We start from the raw sequence: 23,854 nt of genomic DNA on the forward strand, positions 1-23,854 counted from the left end.
AATTAAGTTTATTTATTTGCTACAACGTTTACTTTTATTGTTACGTTATCTTTGATTACAGAACCTTTACCTCCTTTGAATGTAATCCCAAAATCTTGGCGATTGATAGTAAATTCTTCTGAGTCTAGAGTAACTTTATCAGCATCTTCTTTTACATTTGCTTTGAAGGTGATGTTTTTTTCAACCTCTCTTAATTTGAAGTTCCCACTGATTTCTGTATTGAACGGACCTTCAATAGCTGCTACATTTGTGATATTGAAAGTTGCTTCTGGGTATTTTTCTACATCCAAGAAGTCTTCTGACTTCAAGTGCCCTTCTAGCTTCGCCTTATCTTCAGGTTCTCCTTCTAAATCATGGCTCACAAGCATAGTTGGGTCAATAATGAAATCACCTGCTGTGATTTGTCCGTTTTCTGTATGAATTTCACCACTTTTCACTGGCATCGTACCATAATGACCTTGTTCTTCGGTTTCGCCTTCGTAAATTTTGTACCCTCTCCAAGTAACGGTGGAAACCGTGTTATCAACAGTGTAAGCCGCTGCCCCTTCTGTAGCCACAGCTGTTTCTTGTGCATCTTGTACGGCTACGGCTTCTTTCTTCTCACAAGAGATAAATGATATAGAGGAAACGACAGCAATGCTTAGTATTAATTTTTTCATATTCTAAATTTTTTACAAAAATAATTAATTTTAATTTGTGACACAAGTCATAAAATGTTTTTCTTTAGGAATTATAGAAAAATCATCTACCTGATAATATAACGTTAAGTAGAATTCTTGCGAATGATAAGGGTTTTCCTACAGTAAACTAACTGTTTTTTTTTAAGGCTTTTATTTTTTTAAGGCTTAAAAAAAGTTTAACAAATTTGTGCTGTAATTTTAACAAGCAAGCCTTTAGCTTTCTTAGATGACTTATTTTTCTTTACTATATTTGCAAGAAGACGAATAGAACTATGTCTATAGATAAAAATAAAATAAAGAATATCCTAGAAGAGATAAATGCCGAAAAATGGGTGAAAAACATTCAAATTTTTGGCAACAAAGTGATGATTGACGCTGTTTCTCCATCACCTGCTATGCATGACAAAAAGAAGCTGGAAGATAAATTGACAGAAAGCATTCACCAAGACTTCCCTGATGCTGATGTGCAAGTACGCGTAGAAGTTAAAAGCACTGCAAAGCCAAGTCCTTCAAAAGAAAATCCTCAAATTTTAGGGAAAAAAATTGATGGGATTCAAAATATCATTGCTGTAGCTTCGGGCAAGGGCGGTGTCGGCAAGTCTACCGTTGCCTCTAATTTGGCTGTGAGTTTGAGAGAAATGGGCTTTCAAGTAGGTTTGCTAGATGCTGACATACACGGGCCTTCTATTCCTACCATGTTTGATGTTGAGGGAGCTAAACCTCACTCCGTTAATGTGAACGGGAAAAGCAAAATGGAACCCATCGAGAGCTATGGCATTAAGATTTTATCCATCGGTTTTTTCACCGCAATAGATCAAGCTGTCGTATGGCGAGGAGCAATGGCTTCTAAGGCTCTACAACAGCTAATCCATGATGCACATTGGGGTAAATTAGACTTTTTGATTGTTGATTTACCTCCAGGCACGGGAGACATTCAGTTATCTTTGGTTCAGCAAGTTCCAGTGACGGGAGCTGTAATCGTAAGTACACCACAAGATGTGGCTTTAGCCGATGCAAGAAAAGGAGTTAATATGTTTCAACTAGAAAGCATTAATGTTCCTGTTTTGGGTATTGTTGAAAACATGTCGTATTTTACTCCCGAAGAATTACCTGAGAATAAATACTATATCTTTGGTAAAAACGGGGCTAAAAATTTAGCAGATAAATTAAATGTTCCTTTCTTAGGTGAAGTCCCCTTGATTCAAGGCATCCGAGAAGGAGGAGACCAAGGTCGACCAGCCACAGCTGAGGCTAATTCTTTAGCCAGCGAAATTTACCGTTCCATTACAAAAAATATGGTCAAAAGCTTAGTTGAAAGAAATACCAATTTGCCTCCAACTGAAATTGTTCGCATCACAACAATGTCTGGGTGCTCAAGTTGATAAATTATGAAAGAAGATTTAGAGAAAAGAGTCATGAGAGCCTTAGATGAAATAAGGCCTTATCTACGCCAAGATGGCGGAGACATAGAGTTGATTTCTATTGAAAATCAAATTGTAACCATCAGATTGCTAGGAACGTGTATTGACTGCACCGTAAATCAAATGACTTTAAAATCTGGGGTAGAAATGACCGTAAAAAAACACGCTCCTGAAATCAAACAAGTTGTAAATTACATAAAGAATTAAATTTTGAATAAAGAATTAAATCAAGTTGTCATCTTATTTGCTGGAGATTCTGGCGATGGGATGCAGCTGACAGGATCTCAATTCACAAACACATCTGCTCATATGGGGAATGACATTAGCACCTTCCCTGATTTTCCTGCTGAAATCCGCGCTCCAGCGGGAACAGTGGCAGGAGTTTCTGGTTTTCAGCTACATTTTGGAAGTGTGGACATCACTTCTCCTGGAGATTACTTTGACGTGATGGTTGCGATGAACGCTGCAGCACTCATCAAAAATATAAGTAGGCTTAAAGAAAATGGCATTCTGATTGTTAACGAAAGTGGTTTTGATGGGAAAAATTTAAGGCTTGCAAAATTAGACGAAAATCCTTTAGATAAAGCTAAAGAAAAATTTCAACTTTATTCGATTGATATTTCTGGGCAAACTTCTGAAGCCTTAAAAAATTTTGATCTAGGAACAAAGGATAAAGACCGAACAAAAAATATGTTTGCTCTAGGTTTTGTCTACTGGCTCTACAATCGCCCATTGGATTACACACTTCAGTTCCTTAAAACCAAGTTCGCTCAAAAACCTGAAATTCTAGAAGCAAATGAAAAGGTGCTAAAGGCAGGTTATCACTATGGTGAAATCACCGATACATTTACCGAAAGATTTGTAGTAAAACCTGCTAAGGTCGCCCCTGGGAAATACCGAAACATTACGGGTAATCAAGCTTTATCTCTAGGATTGATTGCTGCTGCCAACAAGGCTGATTTGGATTTATTCTATGGTGGCTACCCCATTACGCCAGCTTCAGATATTTTACATTTTTTATCAGCGTATAAAAATTTTGGTATCAAAACCTTCCAAGCAGAAGATGAAATAGCAGCAATGGCAGCCGTTGTCGGAGCAGCTTTTGCTGGAGACCTTGCCGTTACTGCCTCATCAGGTCCAGGAATTGCACTAAAAGCTGAAGCAATGGGCTTGGCGTTAATGCTAGAATTACCCGCAGTGATTATTAATGTTCAACGTGGAGGCCCATCTACAGGCTTACCGACCAAAACTGAACAAGCAGATTTATTACAAGCACTGTATGGTAGAAATGGAGAGGCTCCTGTTGTTGTTGTCGCAGCTCATTCTCCTAGTCATTGTTTTGAGATGGCCTTCAAAGCTTCAAAAATAGCATTGGAGCACATGACGCCTGTCATTTTATTATCAGACGGGTATTTGGGGAATGGCTCAGAGCCTTGGCTTTTCCCTCGAGCAGAGAGTTTGGAAAAAATTAAAATTCAAAATCAAAATATCCATCTAAATCATGAAGGTCAATTTTTACCTTATGAAAAAGATGAAAGAGGTGTAAGAAAATGGGCTACCCCTGGCATGAAAGACTTTGAGCACCGCATTGGGGGATTAGAAAAACAACACCTAACGGGGAATGTAAGCTACAACCCAGAGAATCACCAGTTTATGGTGCAGGAACGAGCAGCTAAGATTGAGAAAATCGCAGATTTTTTACCGCCAGCAGAATTAAACTCAGGAAGTTTAAATAGTGAAGTTTTGATTGTCAGCTGGGGCGGTACTTACGGTTCGGTAAAGGCTGGAATCCGTATGTTGGAGGCTCAGCAAATTCAAATCGCTCATTTGCATTTAGATTACATCAATCCTTTGCAGCATGGGGTTGGTGAAATTTTAAATCAGTTTAAGCATATTTTAGTGCCAGAATTAAACCATGGGCAATTAATTAAAATCCTCCGAGAGAAATTTTTGGTTGATGCCATTGGACTTAATAAAATACAAGGAGTTCCTTTCACTGCAAACGAAATTGCTGATCGTGTAATGGACTTACTTAAATAGTTTAAAAAATTGGCAGATTATTTGAATTCTATGAATAAACATTTTAGCATGAAAAAATATTTATTCCTCTTTATAATAATACCTTTTTTTTCAAATTTTAGCTATTCCCAAGCTTATCAATCTGGGGAATATTTACAATATCGCGTACACTATGGATTTTTAAATGCTGGATTTGCTTCGCTAAAGGTAAGCAACGAGAGCCTGAATGGTCGCTCTCATTTTCACGTAAAAGGTGAAGGCTCAACTTCGGGTGCGGTACGTATATTTTTCAAAGTAGATGACCGATACGAAACCTATATTGACCCTGCGACTAAAAAACCTAGTTTATTTATTCGAGACATCAGGGAAGGAGGCTATACTAAAAACAAGCAGCTAAGTTTTGACCACTCTTCTCAACAGGTGGAAGTGAAAGACTTCAAAAAAGGTAAGAGTACAACTTACAAATTCAATACAGAGGTACAGGATATGCTTTCTGCCTTTTATTTCTTGAGGACGAAAGATAATTCTTACTACAAAAACGGAAGTAGTATCAATATTAATATCTTTATGGATGAAAAAATTTATCCGTTTAAATTAGTCGTCGAGGGACGAGAAAAAATTTCTACCAAATTTGGTGAAATTGAAGCTATTCGCATGAAACCTTATGTTCAGAAAGGGCGCGTCTTCAGAGAGAATGAAAGTGTGAAAATTTGGGTGAGTGATGATGATAATCTAATTCCTCTACGCATCGAAGCTGAACTTGCGGTAGGTTCTCTCAAGATGGATTTACATAACTACAAAAATTTAAAATACCCTATCTTGTTCAAATAAATTTCTATGCTAAACATCAAAAACCTCAGCTATTCTTACCACCAAGAGCAAAATGCTGTTGAAAGTATTTCTATCAAATTAAATTCAGATGAGGTTTTATGTTTATTGGGTGAAAGCGGAAGTGGCAAATCTACTTTGCTCAAATTAATTTATGGGAATTTACAGCCCGATGAAGGGATTATATTATTTAATGACGATAAACTAAGAGGTCCTGCTTTTCAACTGATTGCTGGACACCCTGATGTGAAATTTGTGCAGCAAGATTTTAATTTATCTCCTTTTATCAGCATCGAAGAAAACATTGGCGAGCACTTGAGTAACCTTGATTTAGACTACAAAAAGAAAAGAATCAAAGAAGTTGCTGAAATCTTAGAAATTCAGGATTTATTACAGAAACAATCGCACGAATTAAGCGGCGGGCAACAGCAGCGAGTAGCTATCGCTAAAGCCATTGCCAAGTTTCCTAAACTCTTGCTTCTCGATGAGCCGTTCAGTCAGTTGGATGCTAATTTACATCTGAAAATAAGACATCAACTAATGGAATATCTGAGGGAGCATCGAGTAGCTTGTATTTTTACTTCGCATCGAGCTGAGGATGCTTTAGGTTTTTCTGACCAAATTTTAATTCTAAGAAAAGGAAAAGCTATACAAAACTCAACCCCTCAGAAAATTTTTGCAAGCCCAGCCAATGCCTACGTCGCTTCACTTTTTGGTAATTATAATATTTTAACTGCTGAAGATGCTTCAAAATTCGGTATCCCAAGGAATTTTTTAAATAAATATGTTATTTCCTATCCACATGAGATTAAAGTTTACCGAGAAGGGAAATTTCAAGGTGAAGTTATCCATAGTAGATTTTTTGGTAAAGAATATCAGATTGAATTCATAGCAAAAAATCATTTTTTTTATGCGCTTCACCCCGATTATTTTAAAAAAGGAGAAAAAATCAATTTCGATATAAAAAATTACCGTTGGGTTTACTAATTTTTTGATATTCTTCGGGTATTTTATAATTCGCTCATTCTACACTCACCCCGCGCCGCCAATAATCGATTGACAATTAATTATTCAAAGATAATAAAATTACACATCGCGATGGTGAATTGATTGTTTCTTTAAAATTTTCTACTTTGCCAAACCCCGATTTAGTATCAAAAATCAATTTCCACTCTCCCTCTGGCAATTCAAAATCCAATGACTCCCAGTACATATTCATGATTAAGAAAAAATGTTCCCCATGCTTTGGTGAAATTAATTCGCAGGCTAAAGAATGAGACTTTATGGAAGTATCGGGTTGATTTAACCGTACGCCATGAAATTGCACATATGGGTATATTTCGCTTGGTTCAGTTTGCCAATAATTTTGATGAGAAAAAACTTCATAGCTTTTGCTGACATTAATTAATTTTTTTACAAAGCTTAAAAAATTTGTATTTTCTCTCACCAAATCCCAATTCATCCACCCCAGCGGATTGTCTTGGCAATACGCATTGTTATTCCCCAACTGGCTTCTCGCCACTTCATCACCCATCCAAAACATAGGCGTACCCTGTGAGAGAAGCAAAATGCTAAATAAATTCTTCTGTTGACGATCTCTTAATTCTAAAATTTTTTCATCCTCCGTTTCGCCTTCTGTGCCAGAGTTCCATGTGTATAAATCGTTGTGTCCATCTCTATTGTTTTCGCCATTCGCCCAATTATTTTTTTTGTTGTACGAAACTGAATCTCGCATCGTAAAACCGTCATGCGAAGAAACAAAGTTAAGCGACTGCTCTGGCTTAAAGACTCGATGTCGCATCTGCATATCGCCAAAACTTCCCATAAATTTGCTCATCAAATTTTCCACCATTCCTTCTCGCCCAGCGACAAAGCCTTTCACGGTGTCTCTAAAGTCATCATTCCAAATTACCCAGCGATCACCAGAGAAGTCATTAACTTGGTACAACCCAGTAGCATCCCAAGGTTCAGCAATAATTTTGGTTTCTGAAAGAATCGGATCTGAATCGATGCTCCACAGCACTGGTGGATTCTCCTTCACTTGCCCATTCTCGCCTCTAGACAAGGCTGAAGCCAAATCAAAGCGAAATCCATCCACTCGCATTTCTTTTACCCAATATCTAAGGGAGTCTAAGATCATCCGTCTCACCACCGAATGGTTCGCATTGATGCTATTTCCAGTTCCTGAAAAATTTTTGTACCTCCCCATTTCATCCATCAAATAATAGGAATTATTGGCAAATCCACGAAAGCATAAATTAGGTCCTCCATTGTAAGCATCATTTTCTGTCGTATGATTATAAACCACATCCAAATAAACTTCAATGTTATTGGCATGGAAGGCTTTTATCATTCGCTTGAATTCATGAATAATGGCCTGTGGCTCTTCTTCAGAAGCATATGGGGTGTGTAGTGCAAAAAAATTAATCGGCGAATAGCCCCAGTAGTTCAAATTTTTACCAGGAGCATCTTGCGGGTCAAAAGCAAAAATCGGCAGAAGTTCTACGGCTGTGATTCCTAGAGATTTCAAATAAGGTATTTTGTGAATTAAACCCGTATACGTTCCTCTAATGTTTTCTTCTAAACCTGAATTTAAATTCTTGGTAAATCCTGCTACATGTAATTCATAAACAATAGAACTAGAAAATTCATGCCTAGGGTGAATATCGTTCTCCCAATCAAAGTCATCATTAATGACGGCCGACTTGAGGCAATGATGCAAATTAGAAACACCAAACTCTGCTGTAGCTGCACGGTCATAGCTTCCACAAATCATCTTTGCATACGGATCTAGCATCACTTTAGAAGCGTCAAAATACAAACCTCTCGTCGGATTATATTCGCCATGCAAACGGTAACCGTAAAGTTGATTTTCTCTGATTTCTGGTACAAAAACGTGCCAATAATAATACGTTTTATTTTCTAAAGGCTTTAAAAAAATTTTCTCGGGATTCGTATCTACCTCATTTTCAAAAAGTAAAAGCTCCACTGATTCTGCTTCGGGAGCAAAAACCGAAAAATTAACTCCATTCTCATACAATGTTGCTCCTAGCGGAAAACTTTTGCCTGGCAAGGTATACCTTCTTTTCATAAATTCGTCATTTGATGAAAAGCTTCTTCCAGACTTGAATGTTGCCCTTTAAAATTTTGGATATTCTCGTCTGCCATTAAATTTCCCTTTTTAAGCAAAACCACTCGCGAACACAAAGCCTCGACCTCTTGCATGAGATGCGTAGAAATTATCACCGTCTTAGCCCTACCAATTTCTTTGATTACATTTCTGATTTCAATAATTTGATTCGGATCCAAACCATTAGTTGGTTCATCTAAAATGAGCAATTCTGGCTCATGAATTATCGCTTGCGCAATGCCTACACGCTGCCGATAGCCTTTTGATAAGGATTTAATTAATTTATGCTTCTCGAGTGTTAAACCGACTCGCTCAATGACTTCATCAACTTTTTGGGGTTTTAATTTTCTAAGATTTGCTACGAATAGTAGATATTCTTTAACATACATATTCTCATACAACGGATTATTCTCTGGTAAATAACCAAAAATTTTTTTAAAGGCTTTAAAATTAATAGCCTCACCATTTCTTATAACCTTAAAGCCCCCTTCATCAGGGCTCTGCAGCCCAGTAAGAATCTTCATCAACGTTGATTTCCCAGCACCATTAGGTCCGAGCAAACCGAGCGTTTCATTTTCAGAAAAACTAAAACTAATATTGTTTAACGCTTGCTGTTTCCCGTAAAATTTACTCAACTGATTGATTTCAATTTGCATTATATGAAGCTTTTTTAAATAGCAAAAATAAAAGGAATTTTCTAAAGCCTTAAAAAAACTTTAAACAATCAAAATAAAACAGAAATTGAATTTGCTATTGATTTAGCCAAACTCATAAAAGGCGACGCGCCTACAAATAAGGAAATAAAAAACATACTAACAGCGTATGCAACTATTAAGAAAAAGATGCGGTGAAATACCTTAAAACGCACCTAATGAGTGATTATTCAAATTTGAAGTTAAGGATGGATGAACTACTCAATCAATAGGAATCATTTCGTTATCAAGTCCTAATTTCCATTCTCTGTACAAGTTGGGGACTTTTTTTCTGTATTTCTCAAAATTAACCTTGTCGCCTCTTTCTTCATACAAAAGAGCAATGTACAGCAGGTTTACCCCTTTGGGTTTGTAGGACAAGCGTTTTTGTCTAGTCCTAAAATAGCGTTACATAAAAACGTTAAATAAATGAAAGACAAGACAAATTACGTAAAGCGTACACAAAAGGATTATTCACTAAGTTTCAAACATCAAGTAGTATTCGAGGTAGAAAGTGGACTAGAGAGCACAAGATCTGTTCAGAGGAAGTATGGCATTCAAGCAAGGTCTACAGTTGTGAGTTGGCTCAGAAAATATGGTACCTTTGACTGGGAAAACCAAACAATAAGTAAGATGCCAAAATCTGCGGAAGCCAAAATCAAAGAATTAGAATCCAAGATAAAGTTGCTTGAGAAGCAAAAGAATCGGTTACAGAAAGAAGTAGAAGTCTCTTCAGACAAAGCAGCCATTTTCGATTTAATGATAGAGTTAGCTGAAAAAGAGTACAATATCGATATAAGAAAAAACTCATCACCCGAGTTGTTGACACCTACGCAACGCATCAACAAAAAAGCATAAGTTATAGTTGCGAACTTCTCGGGAAGTCAAGACAAGTGTATTATAGAAGAGCAAAAGCAATTAAATCCAAACAAAACAGAGCCATGCAAGTAGTGTTAATGGTAGAAGATATAAGGCATAAATTACCCAAAATTGGCACACGTAAACTTTACCATATGCTAAAAGAGAAGTTACGAGAAATAGGAGTTGGACGAGATAAGTTGTTTGATATTCTTAGAGCCAATCATATGCTGATAGAACCCAAAAAAAGTTATCACATCACGACCAACTCATATCATAGATTTAAAAAACATAAAAACTTAATAGAGAACGTTGTTCCATCTGAGCCAGAACAGCAATGGGTAAGTGATATCACATATATTGGCAAGCGAGAAAATCCTTTCTATCTCGCTTTAGTAACAGATGCTTACTCTAAGAAAATTGTAGGATTTGATGTTTCTGACAGTTTGGATGTTCAAAGTAGTTTAGCTGCGTTGAAAAAAGCAATAAAATGCAGAAAGAAAAACAATAAACAACCTTTAATTCATCACTCGAACAGAGGATTACAATATTGTAGTACAGATTACCAATGCTTGCTAAATGAAAATAATATTTTATGTAGTATGACAGAAAGTTACGATCCTTATGCTAATGCTGTAGCAGAACGAGTAAATGGCATATTAAAGCAAGAATTTATGATTGATATGTATGGAAATAATTTACATGATAAAATTCAATTAGTTAAAGATGCTATTGATAAATACAACAATCTAAGACCTCATTATTCCTGTCATTACTTAACACCACAGCAAATGCACGAACAGAATAAAATTAAAATCAAAACATATAAAAAAATTGATGCTGAAAAGATAGCTTTTCAGCATCAATTAAATTAAATATCTTTGTAATATTAATTGTAACGCTTTTTTAGGACGCTACACTATTTCTTCATTAGATTTTTGATAAATAGCACGATGCCTGTTTGAATAATCAAATTCAAAATAATCAACGGTATCATATAATTAGGCGGTTTGCTACTATTTATAAAAAAGGGGTATTCACTATTCAATAAAACCAAAGGAAAGCCTAAAACGTATTTTACAAATACTCCTAATGATTTACCTATCACCCCAATAGGCTCATCAGTCATCACAAAGAAAATCATTAAAATAAAAAACACAATTTCAATTCCAGTGATAACGAAAAATGTCTTGATAAAATTCCAAACTACTATTTTCATTATTCCCCTTTTTTAATGAATTGGTCGTTATCAGTTACGTTATGCCCGCATCTGTTTCCTCCTGCTCCTCCACAAGGAGGCTGTCCCTTACCTCCCATTATATCACCTCCAAAGAATTTATCTATTCCTTTTATTTTACCATATTCAGTACCTCCATTAGGTAGCCACCAAGGCGAATCGGAAGCAACAGGGTCTCCAGGATGACTATATTGAATTCCTAACGAACCACTTGGGTGAGTAATATCTTTTGGTTGGTGAGGTGTAATATATTCTATTACTTCAACATTATATAGCGGATTTCCATTACTGTCCTTATATGACATCAATTGTTCTGCGTAACCAGCTGCGTGAGCTCCACCTTGACTATGCGAAATTACTTTTATTGTTTCGCCTGCCGTTAATTTAATATCCCCATCCTGTACCATTTTGTGGAATAACTCTGCTTTTAGTTTTCCTTCACCCATTCTTTGCTCTGCCGAAGAATTCCAGTGAGAAGACCCACTTGTGAAACCCACATTATTATCATTATACTTGTTTTGATAATAAGAAGCTATGTCTGCGGAACGTCCAAAAGTATTTTTATCCGTTGACCAATAATTATAAACATCTGTCTTGTGTATTTTAAAACCACCCATTGACCTTTGTTGGTCTGCATTCCCTTTCCCTAATCTTAGCCCTCCAATAAAGATGATATATCTCCCGTCGGGGTCTATTGCATTTATAGGGTTATTAGCAACATAAGTATATGGTGAAATATCAGGGTACTTTTCAGCGAGAGGGTCAACGGAAATCCAGATACTTATGCGTGGGTCATAATACCTCGCTCCGTAGTAGTAAAGCCCCGTCTCTGTATCCAGCTCTTTCCCATTGAACAAATACGGCTTTAAAGATCTTCTTCTCCACATGTTAATTCTGTTTATCAGTAAGTTATATATTATTTCTAATCAAAACAACACATCTGGCACATTACCATTTTTTAATAACAAAAATAATACATCTGGGACATTATCCATTACTACTTAATCTAATATCATACTTTAAGGGAAAATCGTAATGAGTTGTATCATAATAATTTATTCTAATAAAAAAATAATTGTTAGATTCCAATATAAAGACAGTATGGTTATAATCTTCTTTAGCTATTTTTAGTGACTTCTCTAATGCTTCTTTAGTATTTACAAGGAATAATCCACAAAATTGGAAGTCATCTGTGAATATGTATGCTTTTGATTGGTCATCAATTTTGAGGTAAATATTTTTTAATAAAATTGATTTCAAAAAATTATCATCAGTATAATCTATTATTTCTGTTTGGGTTTTTGTATAATTTATACTGTTTAAAATAGAATCGCTTGTCTCTAAATCAATTAATTTAGCATCATTAAAATCAATAAAAAGGCTTTTATAATGATCTAATTTTGTTTTACCCACTCTTAATCGTTTTAAAAAATCTAATCTATTTTTCATAAAAAACTTTTGCTTTAGGTTTTCCTATTTGAGGTTTATTGTTTCTTCCACTTCTATTTAATCCATCTGGACTACTAGGATCTCTTTTTGTTGGCCCTGCTTCCCAATGAGGTTCCCCTTTATGACTTATATCATTTGTAGCATCTTGCACAGTATGTTTTTTATCTCTTGTAAGAAATATTTTATCCTTTGATTTTGCCACCTTATCAGGAATTAAAGGTTGGCTTGTTGGTATTCCAGCCTTTCTCATTGCTTCTCTTCGTGCCGCTTTTGAAGTAATTATTTCCCCTGTATTTTTAACTCCATCTATAGCCTTTTCAATAGTTTTTACATGTTTTGCTATTTTGCCTACTTTACCAATGTCTCCAACTATTGGTACCACTCCTGCGGCGCTTAATATAGCACTTCCCCAATTTCCTTGCTCAGCTTCTAATGTTGCCGCTGCTATATCTGCCACCCCTGTTGGATCTACTATGCCAACAATATCTAAAGCGGCTACTAAAACCTCTTTTCCTTGTAAAGTATAATTTCCGCCTAAATCTCCTACAATAGAACCTGCATTTACAGATATATCCAGTAAGTCTGTTTCTATTGTTATACTGGAGTTATTCTTTCCTTTTATGATTATATCAGCTGGTGCCTTTCCATCAGGGTCTATAAGTCTTATAGGATTATTTAATGTATAGGTATATGGCGATGTTTCTGGATACTTCTCTGCCAGCGGGTCAGTATTGAGCCACAGGCTGGTTTTCATATCCAGATATCTCGCACCAAAATAAGTCAGATTGGTCTCACTGTCCAGCTCCTTCCCATTAAACAGATACGGCATGGTCTTGCTCGTGCTGTGTTCCTCAAAGAGCACTTCTCCAAAGGCAATATACTCCGTGTGCTGGGTTATCCTTCCCTCTCGGTCTGTAATATACGAAGAACTTCCCAAGTGGTCTGGGTGGTAAAAATACAAATTTTTCTCTATTATTCCATTATCTATGAAGCCATATCCTGCTTTTACGGTCTGGGGAGTAATCGGGTCTCCATACTGCACAGGAGGACCTGGGACATCGCCTGGCTCATTGAACTTCGGTGGTCTTGGCCAGCCTTCCGGTGGTTCTTGGTCTTGCCTTATATTCTGCCAACCAAGGCTCGGGTAAGGCTGTTCTGTCCATTGAGATTGCCACACAACTTGCCGAAGCTCTCGAAGTGTCTTTGGATTACTTGGTAGGCTCTACCGATATTCTTTTGGAAAAAAGTATTGTAAACAGGGTTCTCGATATTCAAAAACTAAAAGAGAACGACAAACAACACGTTTTCGCCCTCCTCGATGCTTTTATTAAACAAACCAAACTGCAAAGCATTATGTAAATAAAAACGCCAAGCTGTAAGCCTGGCGTTTTGCTTTATTATTTGAAGAATCTATATTTTTATTTTAAGTTCTAATTCATTAGGTACACCCATTTTTTTACGTTGGTTCAAAAATTCCGATAATGTAAATGGTCCCATTAGTGATTCTTGTTGTACATCAATAATCCAAAATTGTATCACATCTATATTTGTGATCTTTATTCCTGTCGCTTCTGTGTGAATACAGGGTTCTGAAGGCTGTTGATAAACTAAAATAAAATCATTATTAAATGTATAAGATACAACACTACAAGGAATATATTGTTTATTCTTGCCATATATAAAACTTTGATCTTTGCTTTCACTTATAAATTGGTATCCTCCCGGAAGTTTTTCAGCATAATCACTCGTCCCTCCTCCACACGATGCAAAAATCATTGCAGATAATATTAACATTATAATTTTCATATTCTACAATATTAAGTCTAAAATTACCATTTAATTTCCCCTGGTTTTAGTAATCCTGGGTTATCAGGTGTAAAAACTTCTCTATTAGGGCTTATTCTTCCTTTACCATAGAAATAAATTCTATAACCAGTTCCATTACCTGCTTTCCAATCACCTATTTTAGTTTCTATATTCCTAATTACATTACCTGCACTATTCCAAGGTCTTATATCAAAATCATAGTCATCAAAATATCCTTTTACTTCATTATTTCCAAGATTTGTCAGTCCTATTGTTCCATAAACAAGACCATCTTTTCTATTTCCTCTAAATAATAGATTAAAGTACGTTATATCTTTGTTTTCAAATTGATTTGGAGTAATAGAACTTAAATTTAACTGTCCTAAATCAGCAAAAAGAGGTTCTCCATTACCATTTCTGTACCAATCATTAGCTTCATTTAAAGTTATTCTTCCATCATAATCTGGTCTGTCTTTTAGCCCGTTGTAATGTGAAAGCAAACTTGATTGAGCTTCGGAACTACTTAATCCTTCAGCACCTAAACTATGACTAAGAGCGTCTTCGTGGGACATACCTTGCGTGAAGTTATCTTTTTTCATTACAATAGCCTTACCTTGCAACCCTTTATCATCAGTTCCTAAGAAGTTTCCATCTTCATCGTAGATAGGATTGTCTAACATTCCTGTAGGGTCAACTCTGTTGATAGGGTTATTGCTTACAAAATGGTACGGTGTCTTGTTTGGTTGAATTTCCGCTAACGGATCTACATTCAGCCACAGCGATACTCTCGGGTCATAGTATCTCGCTCCATAGTAGTACAATCCAGTCTCCGTATCCAGCTCCTTCCCATTAAACAAATACGGCATGGTCCTGCTTGTGCTGTGTTCTTCAAAGAGCACCTCTCCAAACGCTATGTATTCCGTATGCTGGGTTATTCTTCCCTCTCGGTCTGTAATATACGAAGAACTTCCCAAGTGGTCTGGGTGGTAAAAATACAAATTTTTCTCTATTATTCCATTATCTATGAAGCCATATCCTGCTTTTACGGTCTGGGGAGTAATCGGGTCTCCATACTGCACAGGAGGACCTGGCACATCTCCCGGCTCATTGAACTTCGGTGGCCTTGGCCAGCCTTCCGGTGGTTCTTGATTTTGGCTTCTTTTTATCATAGTCTTTAATAAATTTAATCACTAAATTCTTATCAACTATATTAATTTTTTCAGCATCATCAATATAATAAGATATATACACTTTTAGCGTATCTTCATTATTAATATTAATATCTCTATATCCATAACTCCCCTCTTTAAATATAATAGTCTCTTTTGTTTTATCATATACTACTAATGAATCTTTAAACGATGCATTAGTAGTATTTCCTATTGTATAGAAATATATTTTATATTTTTTTGTTTCTATATCTCTATAAATAAAATATGATTTCTCTTTACACGAAAGTAATATAATACTAATCATTAGTAATAAAAAACTATTTTTTATCATACCATAATCTATTAAAACCTCTATGAATAAATGTGCCTGAATATGTATGTTCTCCAAAATAGGGATAACCTTTATTATAGCCATTCCCATTTTCCATTTTGTGGGATTGCTTACTAGGGAGTATATATATATAGTCTATACTTTACCATAATGTTTTTAGGAAATGGTATATTATAAGAATGCATCTCCTTAAAATAAGGAGTATAAGATAAAATAAGTTGATGATAATTATTAGAATATAAAGAAAACCTAAAGATCTTGTACGGAAAAGAAAAGGTATTTTAGATAAATTATACCAACTATAGTTTTTCTCGTCAATGTTAGTAAGAATCCGTGTAGTATTCCACTTTTCTCCTTCTATATAACTAACCTCTATATAATAATATTGATTATCGTTTGCTAATACCTTTACTAGTGCAGGGCTCTCGTCTGTATAAGCAATAATCCTATTAACATGAATACTATCTCCGTTACTTGCAACAAATGTGCTGTTTGGACCCACAAAAGGATCATAGTTAGCACGGCTAAGCATTCTATTATCTACCTCTGTAAATTGGATTCCATATTGTGGTATAGAAGTGAAATAATCAAATATGCTATTACCATATTTAGTAGCCCCATACTCCCATAATGTGAATAGAAATATATTGAGAATGAGTGCAATAAGTACTTTAATTTCTCTTATCGTTCTAAGTTTTTTCATAATAATTCATTATTTATCTAGAAGAGTTATAATAGTAATTACCATAAGAAGACGAATTTGAATCTTTGTTTCCTTTCGTAGCCTTATCAGGTATTGACATAGGTTTTCCATTCTTATCTGTTTTATATCCTGGATTCTTATAGGTCTCAGACCATTTTACAGGCTGATAATCATAAGGAGTACCACCTAGCTCATTATTAGGACCATAATTATCATCATTATCTAATAAATTAGATAATATAGAATTAGGATCAACAAATCCTCTATCATCAACTGTATAATTTGTTGTACATTTATATTGGTTACATGTAGTGTTATATTCTAGTTCCATTCGTTCCTCCCAAAAATATTGTAGAGATATCTACAGCTGTAGCAATTCTTTCTGCGTTTTGTTCTATTCCTCCAAAATTAATTCTTTCTTATAATTTAATTTTTCCTATAGTTGAAATATTATAGTTCTCATAGATACATAATAATTCATCAAATATTTTTTCATTTACAATTGAACTAGCATTAACGATTCCTTCCTTAATCACCATAGAGGAATTATATATCAGTATAATTTGTTTATTATTAAAAACTAGCTTATTCAATTCTACAATTAGATTATAGATATTGCATTTATCCATTCCTATAAGCCCTATTATAATAATATCGTTAATTTCCAATAAATCAATAATTATGTTATATACAAATAGGTACTCTACCGCTTTATATTTTGGTATTTGTTTTTTTTCGGCGTAATCTATTAATGTTTTTGTTTTTATATCTTTTGTTATTATATTAATAATAACAACTCTTTTTCTTTCTTGATAAAGCTTGAGTTTATCAGAAAGGGATTCTATTGAGGTTAAGAATTGTATATATATCATCTTGTTTAATTTGAAGTTGGTAGTTGATATGTTTTATATCCATAATTAGAAGGATTTGCTTTTTGAAAATGGCCTTTATCTATTATATCTTCTACATATTTTGAATTTCCTGTCTCATCGGCATATTTTAAAGCAGCATTCATTCTATGATTACCATCTGTTAATATAATTTTTCCATTATGTATAAACCCCGCCCCTCCTTTACTTTTATATGTTCCATTTTTCATCGCTTTATAATATTTATCAACTATTGTTTTTACTACTGATTTCTGAGTTGAATATATATTATTTGCTTTTGCTATTTCTGCAACTCGAGATGCATTAGAAGGAGCTTTCAATGCTTTTACTGTTTTAAAAAGACTTCCTCCTCCCAAAAATATTGTAGAAATATCTACAGCTGTAGCAATTCTTTCTGCGTTTTGCTCACTTGCACCTAAAGCCTCTGCACCAGCTTTAGTTCCTGTATGTAATAATGTGTTCGTAGTTTCTCCTGTCCATAGTTGTCTTGATCCAGCTTGAAAATTATCTACTCCATTTAAGAATAGTGGAACCATCAAAGGTGTTGCTGTCCCACCTGAAAAATACTCTCCAACACCTGAACCAACTACTTCTACAGCCCCTCCTAACATTTGAGCCCCTCCCCAAAACCTAGTCCAAAATTTAGATTGCTTCCCGTTCGGGTCTATGTAAATAACAGGGTTTTGATAAGTATATCCATAAGTATTGAGGTTCATAGGGTTGAATACACCACTGTTGTGTTGTCCGTCTATATAGTGCTCGTGCTCAAAGGTAGGATTATAGCCACTGAGTGGGTCAGTGTTTAGCCAGAGACTTGTTTTCATATCCAGATATCTCGCTCCATAGTAGTACAATCCTGTTTCTGTATCCAGCTCCTTCCCATTAAACAAATACGGCATGGTCTTGCTTGTGCTGTGTTCCTCAAAGAGCACTTCTCCAAAGGCAATATACTCCGTGTGCTCCTTTTTATGCTTTCAATGAACTTCTATTTTATTCAATCCATAGGGAGTTGTGAATTTTTGATAATGAAAACAACATTTATGGAACATTACCTACTCTATTTTTTTACCATTTTTATCGGTAGCATAATTTTCCTTAATATATAAACTAATATAATTAACTCCCTTTTTATATCGTGTATGATGTTCATCAAAATAAGTCAAACTATCATTCTTTTTTTCATCATATACTTCTAATAAGTTATCATATGATTTTTTTATTATATTTTTTTCTTCTATAGAGACTATTATCTTATTTTGATCAATGAATATCACATCAACAAAATCTATATTTCGGGCAGCAATATAATTATTTTTAGGTATTTCTTTACTCTTATATTTCCCATATATTATGTATATATCTCCGTTACTTCTTTTCCATACTGTAATACAATTGTTTTGTGGTAAACAATAATATGACTTTACTCCATTTCCAGAAAAGTAACATGTTCCCCCAGTAATCCCTATAATTAATATTAATATTCCAATTACTTTCTTAGTATTTTTTCTAAAAATTATCATTAAAAATAGAGCTATAAAAATTACTAAAAATATCATAATACTTATTTTTTACCATTTAGGTCCCACTGGATAAAGTCTTGTTGCTTCTTTCCATTTTCTTTGAAATTGTTGTTTCTGGAAAATTGAGAAACCAACACTATGTCCTGCTCTTTCTGCTCTTTGTGTAGGCTGTCCCTCTGCTACTCTATTAATAGGATATAACATGAAAGTTTCAAAAGCCCCCTTTGTTTGTTTTGTTTCTAAAGCATCAAATCCAAAGCGAGCCACATCCCAACTCATACCATAAACTCCTGCAACATACCCAGCAGCATAATTTCCTATATCTCGTGCAGAGGCTATTTTTCCGTCTAATAACATTCCTCTATAAACATATTGTTTCCTTTCATTATCTTTTATACCATTAGACATTCCTCTCACTTTAAAGTCAAGAGGTTCTCCTCCTTTTGCATTATTGATGTAATCTACAAATCCTATATTCTTAATTTCATTATCTATAAAATTTTGCCCAGATTTATCTTTAAGGTTAATTACAGTTCCTTTTACTGTATTTCCTCTTTCATCATGGAATGAGTATTCTGTAAGCATTTGACCTAATATTTGTCCTGTTCTTTGTCCTTTTTCATCAACAACATAAACATTTTTATCAGTATTTGCAACTCCTCCTACAACAGTATAACTTCCATCTTTATTTTTCCTAACATCTATATGGTCTGCTCTTTCACCCACCATCCCCGTAGGGTCAATAAGCATTATTGGATTATTATTCGTATATGCATATGGTGTCATAGTCTTCTCCGCCATAGGATCCACATTTAAGAAAATACTTGTTTTTGCATCATAATATCTTGCCCCATAGTAATACAATCCCGTCTCTGTATCCAGCTCCTTCCCATTAAACAGATACGGCATGGTTCTGCTTGTGCTATGTTCCTCAAAGAGCACTTCTCCAAAGGCAATATACTCCGTGTGCTCCTATTTTTATGCTTTCAATGAACTTCTATTCTTTTATTTTACTCAGTCCATAGGGAGTTGTGAATTTTTAATAATGAAAACAGCATTTCTGGAATATATTACTCTCTTACACTTATTTTTTCTAAATTATATTTTTGATAATTCATACTAATTTCTTTTATATCATCAAATGTTTTTAAATCTTTTAGAATAACTTTTATATTCTTAAATGGTATTTTAGGTATACTTTTACCACTTTTGGGAGCGTAAATTATAAGAGTATCATCATTTTTTAATTTATAGAATATTTCATCTCTATAGAAAATATAATTTCTTTCTTTATCTGGAGGTAACTTAATAGGTTTTTCAGAAAAAATAATTTCTTGATGGTCTCCTGTTATTCCCCAAAACCTAGCATATATATATATATTATTTCCTTTTGATAATTCTATTTTTTTTTCTTTTCTATTATTTATTTCACTTTCCTTATTACAATTACTAAAAATTATTATGATAAGTAATAATATTTTTGATATTTTCATAATATAATGATTATTTTTTTTTCTTTTCACCAAATTGCCAACCAGCTTTACTCATTCTATACTGGTAATTAACCTCTCCCCATGTTGGGGCTTTAAATTTACTTATGTCAGAACTTCTATATGTTCCTTGTGTAACTATATCTACTTTTTGCCAAAAACTTAATTTTTTTCCATTACTTTCCTCAATATGTAATGCTCCTGCTAGTTTTTGGAATGTTTCAAAAGAAATACTCAAACCAAACAAGGTCCCTCCTTGTGCATTATAACCAGCTAGGAAATTACCCGCAGAACGGGATGTAGCATATTTACCATTCAGGAGGGCTCCTACATTTCTATATGGAACTTTAATATCAAATAACTGTCCTCCTGCTGATTTTGATGCTATCTCTTTTAGATCCATATCTTTAGCTTTTTTATGCATATTTTCAATTATGGGATTAAAAGATTTACCAACTTGTATTATATAATCAGTCATAGTACTTCTATCTTCTGGATTAACAAATTCATCCCAGTACTCTGTTTCTCCTACTTTTATACCTCCACTTGATGTTCCATATTTTTGAACTCTTTTACTTAATTGATATTCTGTAACTGTTCCTCCATCAGCATTCTTACTATGCTGATAAACTCCATTATCTCCATCATTAAAAACAGCGATTACTTTTCCGTCTTGATCAATATGAGTACTTGTACTTTCCCTTCCATCAGGGTCAATAAACCTAATTGGGTTATTCAGTGTATAGGTATATGGTGATGTTTCTGGATACTTCTCTGCCAGCGGGTCAGTATTGAGCCACAGGCTGGTTTTCATATCCAGATATCTCGCCCCAAAATAAGTCAGATTGGTCTCACTGTCCAACTCCTTCCCATTAAACAAATACGGCATGGTCTTGCTTGTAGAATGTTCCTCAAAGAGCACTTCTCCAAAGGCAATATACTCCGTGTGCTGGGTTATTCTTCCCTCTCGGTCTGTAATATACGAAGAACTTCCCAAATGGTCTGGGTGGTAAAAATACAAATTTTTCTCTATTATTCCATTATCTATGAAGCCATATCCTGCTTTTTATGATTTTCTTAAAGATCTTTTTCTCTGTTTTGTATTTATTATGTTTATCAGATAGTTATATCTTATTTATAATAAAAACAACACATCTGGAACATTATCAAAGAGGAGGAGAAATGAGTTATTGTTTTTACCTAAAAAACTTTATGATACATCTATATAATAGATTTATACCTAATATAATACTAATTAAAACTCCTATTATAAAAATTATTTTCCAATAATAATATACATAAGGTATATTATTGAAATTAATATTAGGGAGAGTATTTTCTTTTCTTATAATTGGATTTTTATCCATTACCATTTTTTCACTATAAAAAGAAAGACTTTTTAAATCATTATTAGTAGAAATATAAATTTTCAATTCATCCTTACTCTCTTCATATCCTACAATATTTTCAATATACAATCCATCATAATATTCTTGAGGCATAATATACCCCAAATCACCATATAGGAAATAATTATGATTGATTTTAGTTAGGCTTATGTGATATTTTAAATGTTTATATAGATGAATAACCCCATTCCCGTAAGAACTAGCTCTTTTATCTATTAAGAACAATCCTATATAAATCACAATTATACTAATTATATTCTTCATAATTATTTATTTAAATAGTCAGATTGTATGGGAATAGATGATGATGAATAATTATTTTTATTCGGGGCTCCTTTTCCTATAGAGGCTTTATCTGGTATTTTTATAGGTCTTCCATCATTATCTGTTTTATATCCTGGATTCTTATAGGTCTCAGACCATTTTACAGGCTGATAATCATAAGGAGTACCACCTAGCTCATTATTAGGACCATAATTATCATCATTATCTAATAAATTAGATAATATAGAATTAGGATCAACAAATCCTCTATCATCAACTGTATAATTTGTTGTACATTTATATTGGTTACATGTAGTGTTATATTCTAGTTCCATTCGTTCCTCCCAAAAATATTGTAGAGATATCTACAGCTGTAGCAATTCTTTCTGCGTTTTGTTCTATTCCTCCAAAATTAATTCTTTCTTATAATTTAATTTTTCCTATAGTTGAAATATTATAGTTCTCATAGATACATAATAATTCATCAAATATTTTTTCATTTACAATTGAACTAGCATTAACGATTCCTTCCTTAATCACCATAGAGGAATTATATATCAGTATAATTTGTTTATTATTAAAAACTAGCTTATTCAATTCTACAATTAGATTATAGATATTGCATTTATCCATTCCTATAAGCCCTATTATAATAATATCGTTAATTTCCAATAAATCAATAATTATGTTATATACAAATAGGTACTCTACCGCTTTATATTTTGGTATTTGTTTTTTTTCGGCGTAATCTATTAATGTTTTTGTTTTTATATCTTTTGTTATTATATTAATAATAACAACTCTTTTTCTTTCTTGATAAAGCTTGAGTTTATCAGAAAGGGATTCTATTGAGGTTAAGAATTGTATATATATCATCTTGTTTAATTTGAAGTTGGTAGTTGATATGTTTTATATCCATAATTAGAAGGATTTGCTTTTTGAAAATGGCCTTTATCTATTATATCTTCTACATATTTTGAATTTCCTGTCTCATCGGCATATTTTAAAGCAGCATTCATTCTATGATTACCATCTGTTAATATAATTTTTCCATTATGTATAAACCCCGCCCCTCCTTTACTTTTATATGTTCCATTTTTCATCGCTTTATAATATTTATCAACTATTGTTTTTACTACTGATTTCTGAGTTGAATATATATTATTTGCTTTTGCTATTTCTGCAACTCGAGATGCATTAGAAGGAGCTTTCAATGCTTTTACTGTTTTAAAAAGACTTCCTCCTCCCAAAAATATTGTAGAAATATCTACAGCTGTAGCAATTCTTTCTGCGTTTTGCTCACTTGCACCTAAAGCCTCTGCACCAGCTTTAGTTCCTGTATGTAATAATGTGTTCGTAGTTTCTCCTGTCCATAGTTGTCTTGATCCAGCTTGAAAATTATCTACTCCATTTAAGAATAGTGGAACCATCAAAGGTGTTGCTGTCCCACCTGAAAAATACTCTCCAACACCTGAACCAACTACTTCTACAGCCCCTCCTAACATTTGAGCCCCTCCCCAAAACCTAGTCCAAAATTTAGATTGCTTCCCGTTCGGGTCTATGTAAATAACAGGGTTTTGATAAGTATATCCATAAGTATTGAGGTTCATTGGATTAAACACCCCATTATTATGCTGTCCGTCTATATAGTGCTCAGTCTCTTGTATAGGATTATAACCACTGAGTGGGTCAGTATTGAGCCAAAGGCTGGTTTTCATATCCAGATATCTCGCACCAAAATAAGTCAGATTGGTCTCACTGTCCAGCTCCTTCCCATTAAACAGATACGGCATGGTCTTGCTTGTGCTGTGTTCCTCAAAGAGCACTTCTCCAAACGCAATATACTCTGTATGCTGGGTTATCCTTCCCTCTCTATCCGTAATGTAACTGCTTGACCCCAGATGGTCTGGGTGGTAAAAATACAAATTCTTTTCTCTTTTTGTTTATTATCTCTG

Annotated in this window: 29 protein-coding genes; 6 read left to right on the top strand and 23 right to left on the bottom strand. The window is 34.1% G+C overall.

Going from position 1 to position 23,854, the window contains the following annotated elements:
- Positions 1-8 precede the first annotated feature (8 nt).
- Positions 9-659, bottom strand: coding sequence for a YceI family protein (locus QOX03_RS08705; protein ID WP_283670822.1), 651 nt, complete (start codon positions 657-659; stop codon positions 9-11).
- Positions 660-952: 293 nt separating this feature from the next.
- Between QOX03_RS08705 and QOX03_RS08710 the strand changes: the two genes are divergently transcribed.
- The 5 genes from QOX03_RS08710 to QOX03_RS08730 are packed head-to-tail and all read left to right on the top strand — an operon-like array spanning position 953 to position 5,935.
- The gene (locus QOX03_RS08710; RefSeq protein ID WP_119057399.1) at positions 953-2,062 is read left to right on the top strand and encodes an Mrp/NBP35 family ATP-binding protein; all 1,110 of its coding nucleotides are present in this window, start codon (positions 953-955) and stop codon (positions 2,060-2,062) included.
- 6 nt (positions 2,063-2,068) lie between these two features.
- Positions 2,069-2,308, top strand: a complete 240-nt coding sequence (locus QOX03_RS08715; protein WP_119058945.1) for a NifU family protein — start codon at positions 2,069-2,071, stop codon at positions 2,306-2,308.
- A 3-nt stretch (positions 2,309-2,311) separates the two neighbouring features.
- Positions 2,312-4,141 carry a 2-oxoacid:acceptor oxidoreductase subunit alpha gene (locus QOX03_RS08720; protein WP_283670823.1) on the top strand — a complete coding sequence of 610 codons (1,830 nt, stop codon included), beginning with the start codon at positions 2,312-2,314 and terminating at the stop codon, positions 4,139-4,141.
- Between the two features lie 48 nt (positions 4,142-4,189).
- Positions 4,190-4,951 (top strand): DUF3108 domain-containing protein, encoded by a 762-nt coding sequence (locus tag QOX03_RS08725; protein ID WP_283670824.1) that lies wholly within the window; start codon positions 4,190-4,192, stop codon positions 4,949-4,951.
- Between the two features lie 6 nt (positions 4,952-4,957).
- Entirely contained in the window at positions 4,958-5,935 is a 978-nt protein-coding gene (locus tag QOX03_RS08730) for an ABC transporter ATP-binding protein (protein ID WP_283670825.1), read from the top strand.
- A gap of 76 nt (positions 5,936-6,011) precedes the next feature.
- Here QOX03_RS08730 and glgX read toward each other — a convergent pair whose 3' ends face one another.
- The 3 genes from glgX to QOX03_RS08745 form a co-directional block, all read right to left on the bottom strand.
- The gene (glgX, locus tag QOX03_RS08735; protein WP_283670826.1) at positions 6,012-8,039 is read right to left on the bottom strand and encodes a glycogen debranching protein GlgX; all 2,028 of its coding nucleotides are present in this window, start codon (positions 8,037-8,039) and stop codon (positions 6,012-6,014) included.
- On the bottom strand, positions 8,036-8,734 hold the full coding sequence (locus QOX03_RS08740) for an ABC transporter ATP-binding protein (RefSeq protein ID WP_119057609.1): 699 nt from the start codon (positions 8,732-8,734) through the stop codon (positions 8,036-8,038). The genes glgX and QOX03_RS08740 overlap by 4 nt, the downstream gene beginning before the upstream one ends.
- Before the next feature lie 258 nt (positions 8,735-8,992).
- On the bottom strand, positions 8,993-9,151 hold the full coding sequence (locus QOX03_RS08745) for a hypothetical protein (RefSeq protein ID WP_283670827.1): 159 nt from the start codon (positions 9,149-9,151) through the stop codon (positions 8,993-8,995).
- A gap of 48 nt (positions 9,152-9,199) precedes the next feature.
- Between QOX03_RS08745 and QOX03_RS08750 the strand changes: the two genes are divergently transcribed.
- Positions 9,200-10,503 (top strand): IS3 family transposase gene (locus tag QOX03_RS08750; RefSeq protein WP_283670828.1). Its coding sequence is split into 2 segments (ribosomal slippage): positions 9,200-9,589 and positions 9,592-10,503, totalling 1,302 coding nucleotides; the frame shifts between segments, so codons are not numbered across the junction.
- A 44-nt stretch (positions 10,504-10,547) separates the two neighbouring features.
- Here QOX03_RS08750 and QOX03_RS08755 read toward each other — a convergent pair.
- The 19 genes from QOX03_RS08755 to QOX03_RS08845 form a co-directional block, all read right to left on the bottom strand.
- Positions 10,548-10,847 (bottom strand): hypothetical protein, encoded by a 300-nt coding sequence (locus tag QOX03_RS08755; protein ID WP_283670829.1) that lies wholly within the window; start codon positions 10,845-10,847, stop codon positions 10,548-10,550.
- Entirely contained in the window at positions 10,847-11,752 is a 906-nt protein-coding gene (locus QOX03_RS08760) for an RHS repeat-associated core domain-containing protein (protein WP_283670830.1), read from the bottom strand. The genes QOX03_RS08755 and QOX03_RS08760 overlap by 1 nt, the downstream gene beginning before the upstream one ends.
- A gap of 100 nt (positions 11,753-11,852) precedes the next feature.
- Positions 11,853-12,314, bottom strand: a complete 462-nt coding sequence (locus QOX03_RS08765) for a hypothetical protein (RefSeq protein ID WP_283670831.1) — start codon at positions 12,312-12,314, stop codon at positions 11,853-11,855.
- Positions 12,304-13,491, bottom strand: coding sequence for an RHS repeat-associated core domain-containing protein (locus QOX03_RS08770; protein WP_283670832.1), 1,188 nt, complete (start codon positions 13,489-13,491; stop codon positions 12,304-12,306). The genes QOX03_RS08765 and QOX03_RS08770 overlap by 11 nt, the downstream gene beginning before the upstream one ends.
- A gap of 233 nt (positions 13,492-13,724) precedes the next feature.
- Positions 13,725-14,108 carry a DUF3997 domain-containing protein gene (locus QOX03_RS08775; RefSeq protein WP_283670833.1) on the bottom strand — a complete coding sequence of 128 codons (384 nt, stop codon included), beginning with the start codon at positions 14,106-14,108 and terminating at the stop codon, positions 13,725-13,727.
- A 35-nt stretch (positions 14,109-14,143) separates the two neighbouring features.
- Positions 14,144-15,289, bottom strand: a complete 1,146-nt coding sequence (locus QOX03_RS08780) for an RHS repeat domain-containing protein (RefSeq protein ID WP_283670835.1) — start codon at positions 15,287-15,289, stop codon at positions 14,144-14,146.
- Positions 15,225-15,713, bottom strand: coding sequence for a hypothetical protein (locus QOX03_RS08785; RefSeq protein WP_283670836.1), 489 nt, complete (start codon positions 15,711-15,713; stop codon positions 15,225-15,227). The genes QOX03_RS08780 and QOX03_RS08785 overlap by 65 nt, the downstream gene beginning before the upstream one ends.
- A gap of 52 nt (positions 15,714-15,765) precedes the next feature.
- Complete coding sequence (locus tag QOX03_RS08790; protein ID WP_283670837.1) at positions 15,766-16,326, bottom strand: hypothetical protein; 561 nt, start codon at positions 16,324-16,326, stop codon at positions 15,766-15,768.
- A gap of 13 nt (positions 16,327-16,339) precedes the next feature.
- Entirely contained in the window at positions 16,340-16,657 is a 318-nt protein-coding gene (locus tag QOX03_RS08795; RefSeq protein WP_283670838.1) for a hypothetical protein, read from the bottom strand.
- Between the two features lie 88 nt (positions 16,658-16,745).
- On the bottom strand, positions 16,746-17,198 hold the full coding sequence (locus QOX03_RS08800; protein ID WP_283670840.1) for a hypothetical protein: 453 nt from the start codon (positions 17,196-17,198) through the stop codon (positions 16,746-16,748).
- A 5-nt stretch (positions 17,199-17,203) separates the two neighbouring features.
- Entirely contained in the window at positions 17,204-18,163 is a 960-nt protein-coding gene (locus tag QOX03_RS08805; RefSeq protein ID WP_283671763.1) for an RHS repeat-associated core domain-containing protein, read from the bottom strand.
- A gap of 105 nt (positions 18,164-18,268) precedes the next feature.
- Entirely contained in the window at positions 18,269-18,772 is a 504-nt protein-coding gene (locus tag QOX03_RS08810) for a hypothetical protein (protein ID WP_283670842.1), read from the bottom strand.
- Between the two features lie 12 nt (positions 18,773-18,784).
- Complete coding sequence (locus tag QOX03_RS08815) at positions 18,785-19,678, bottom strand: RHS repeat-associated core domain-containing protein (RefSeq protein ID WP_434800605.1); 894 nt, start codon at positions 19,676-19,678, stop codon at positions 18,785-18,787.
- 128 nt (positions 19,679-19,806) lie between these two features.
- The gene (locus QOX03_RS08820) at positions 19,807-20,229 is read right to left on the bottom strand and encodes a hypothetical protein (RefSeq protein WP_283670844.1); all 423 of its coding nucleotides are present in this window, start codon (positions 20,227-20,229) and stop codon (positions 19,807-19,809) included.
- Between the two features lie 10 nt (positions 20,230-20,239).
- Entirely contained in the window at positions 20,240-21,247 is a 1,008-nt protein-coding gene (locus tag QOX03_RS08825) for an RHS repeat domain-containing protein (protein ID WP_283670845.1), read from the bottom strand.
- 175 nt (positions 21,248-21,422) lie between these two features.
- On the bottom strand, positions 21,423-21,899 hold the full coding sequence (locus tag QOX03_RS08830; RefSeq protein WP_283670846.1) for a hypothetical protein: 477 nt from the start codon (positions 21,897-21,899) through the stop codon (positions 21,423-21,425).
- Between the two features lie 2 nt (positions 21,900-21,901).
- A complete protein-coding gene (locus QOX03_RS08835; RefSeq protein ID WP_283670847.1) occupies positions 21,902-22,234 on the bottom strand; it encodes a hypothetical protein in 333 nt (110 codons plus the stop codon).
- An 88-nt stretch (positions 22,235-22,322) separates the two neighbouring features.
- Positions 22,323-22,775 carry a hypothetical protein gene (locus tag QOX03_RS08840; protein WP_283670840.1) on the bottom strand — a complete coding sequence of 151 codons (453 nt, stop codon included), beginning with the start codon at positions 22,773-22,775 and terminating at the stop codon, positions 22,323-22,325.
- Between the two features lie 5 nt (positions 22,776-22,780).
- On the bottom strand, positions 22,781-23,824 hold the full coding sequence (locus tag QOX03_RS08845; RefSeq protein WP_283670848.1) for an RHS repeat-associated core domain-containing protein: 1,044 nt from the start codon (positions 23,822-23,824) through the stop codon (positions 22,781-22,783).
- Between the last annotated feature and the right edge of the window lie 30 nt (positions 23,825-23,854).

It is taken from the genome of Candidatus Ornithobacterium hominis, from assembly GCF_951229915.1.
Taxonomy (GTDB): Bacteria; Bacteroidota; Bacteroidia; order Flavobacteriales; family Weeksellaceae; genus Ornithobacterium; species Ornithobacterium hominis.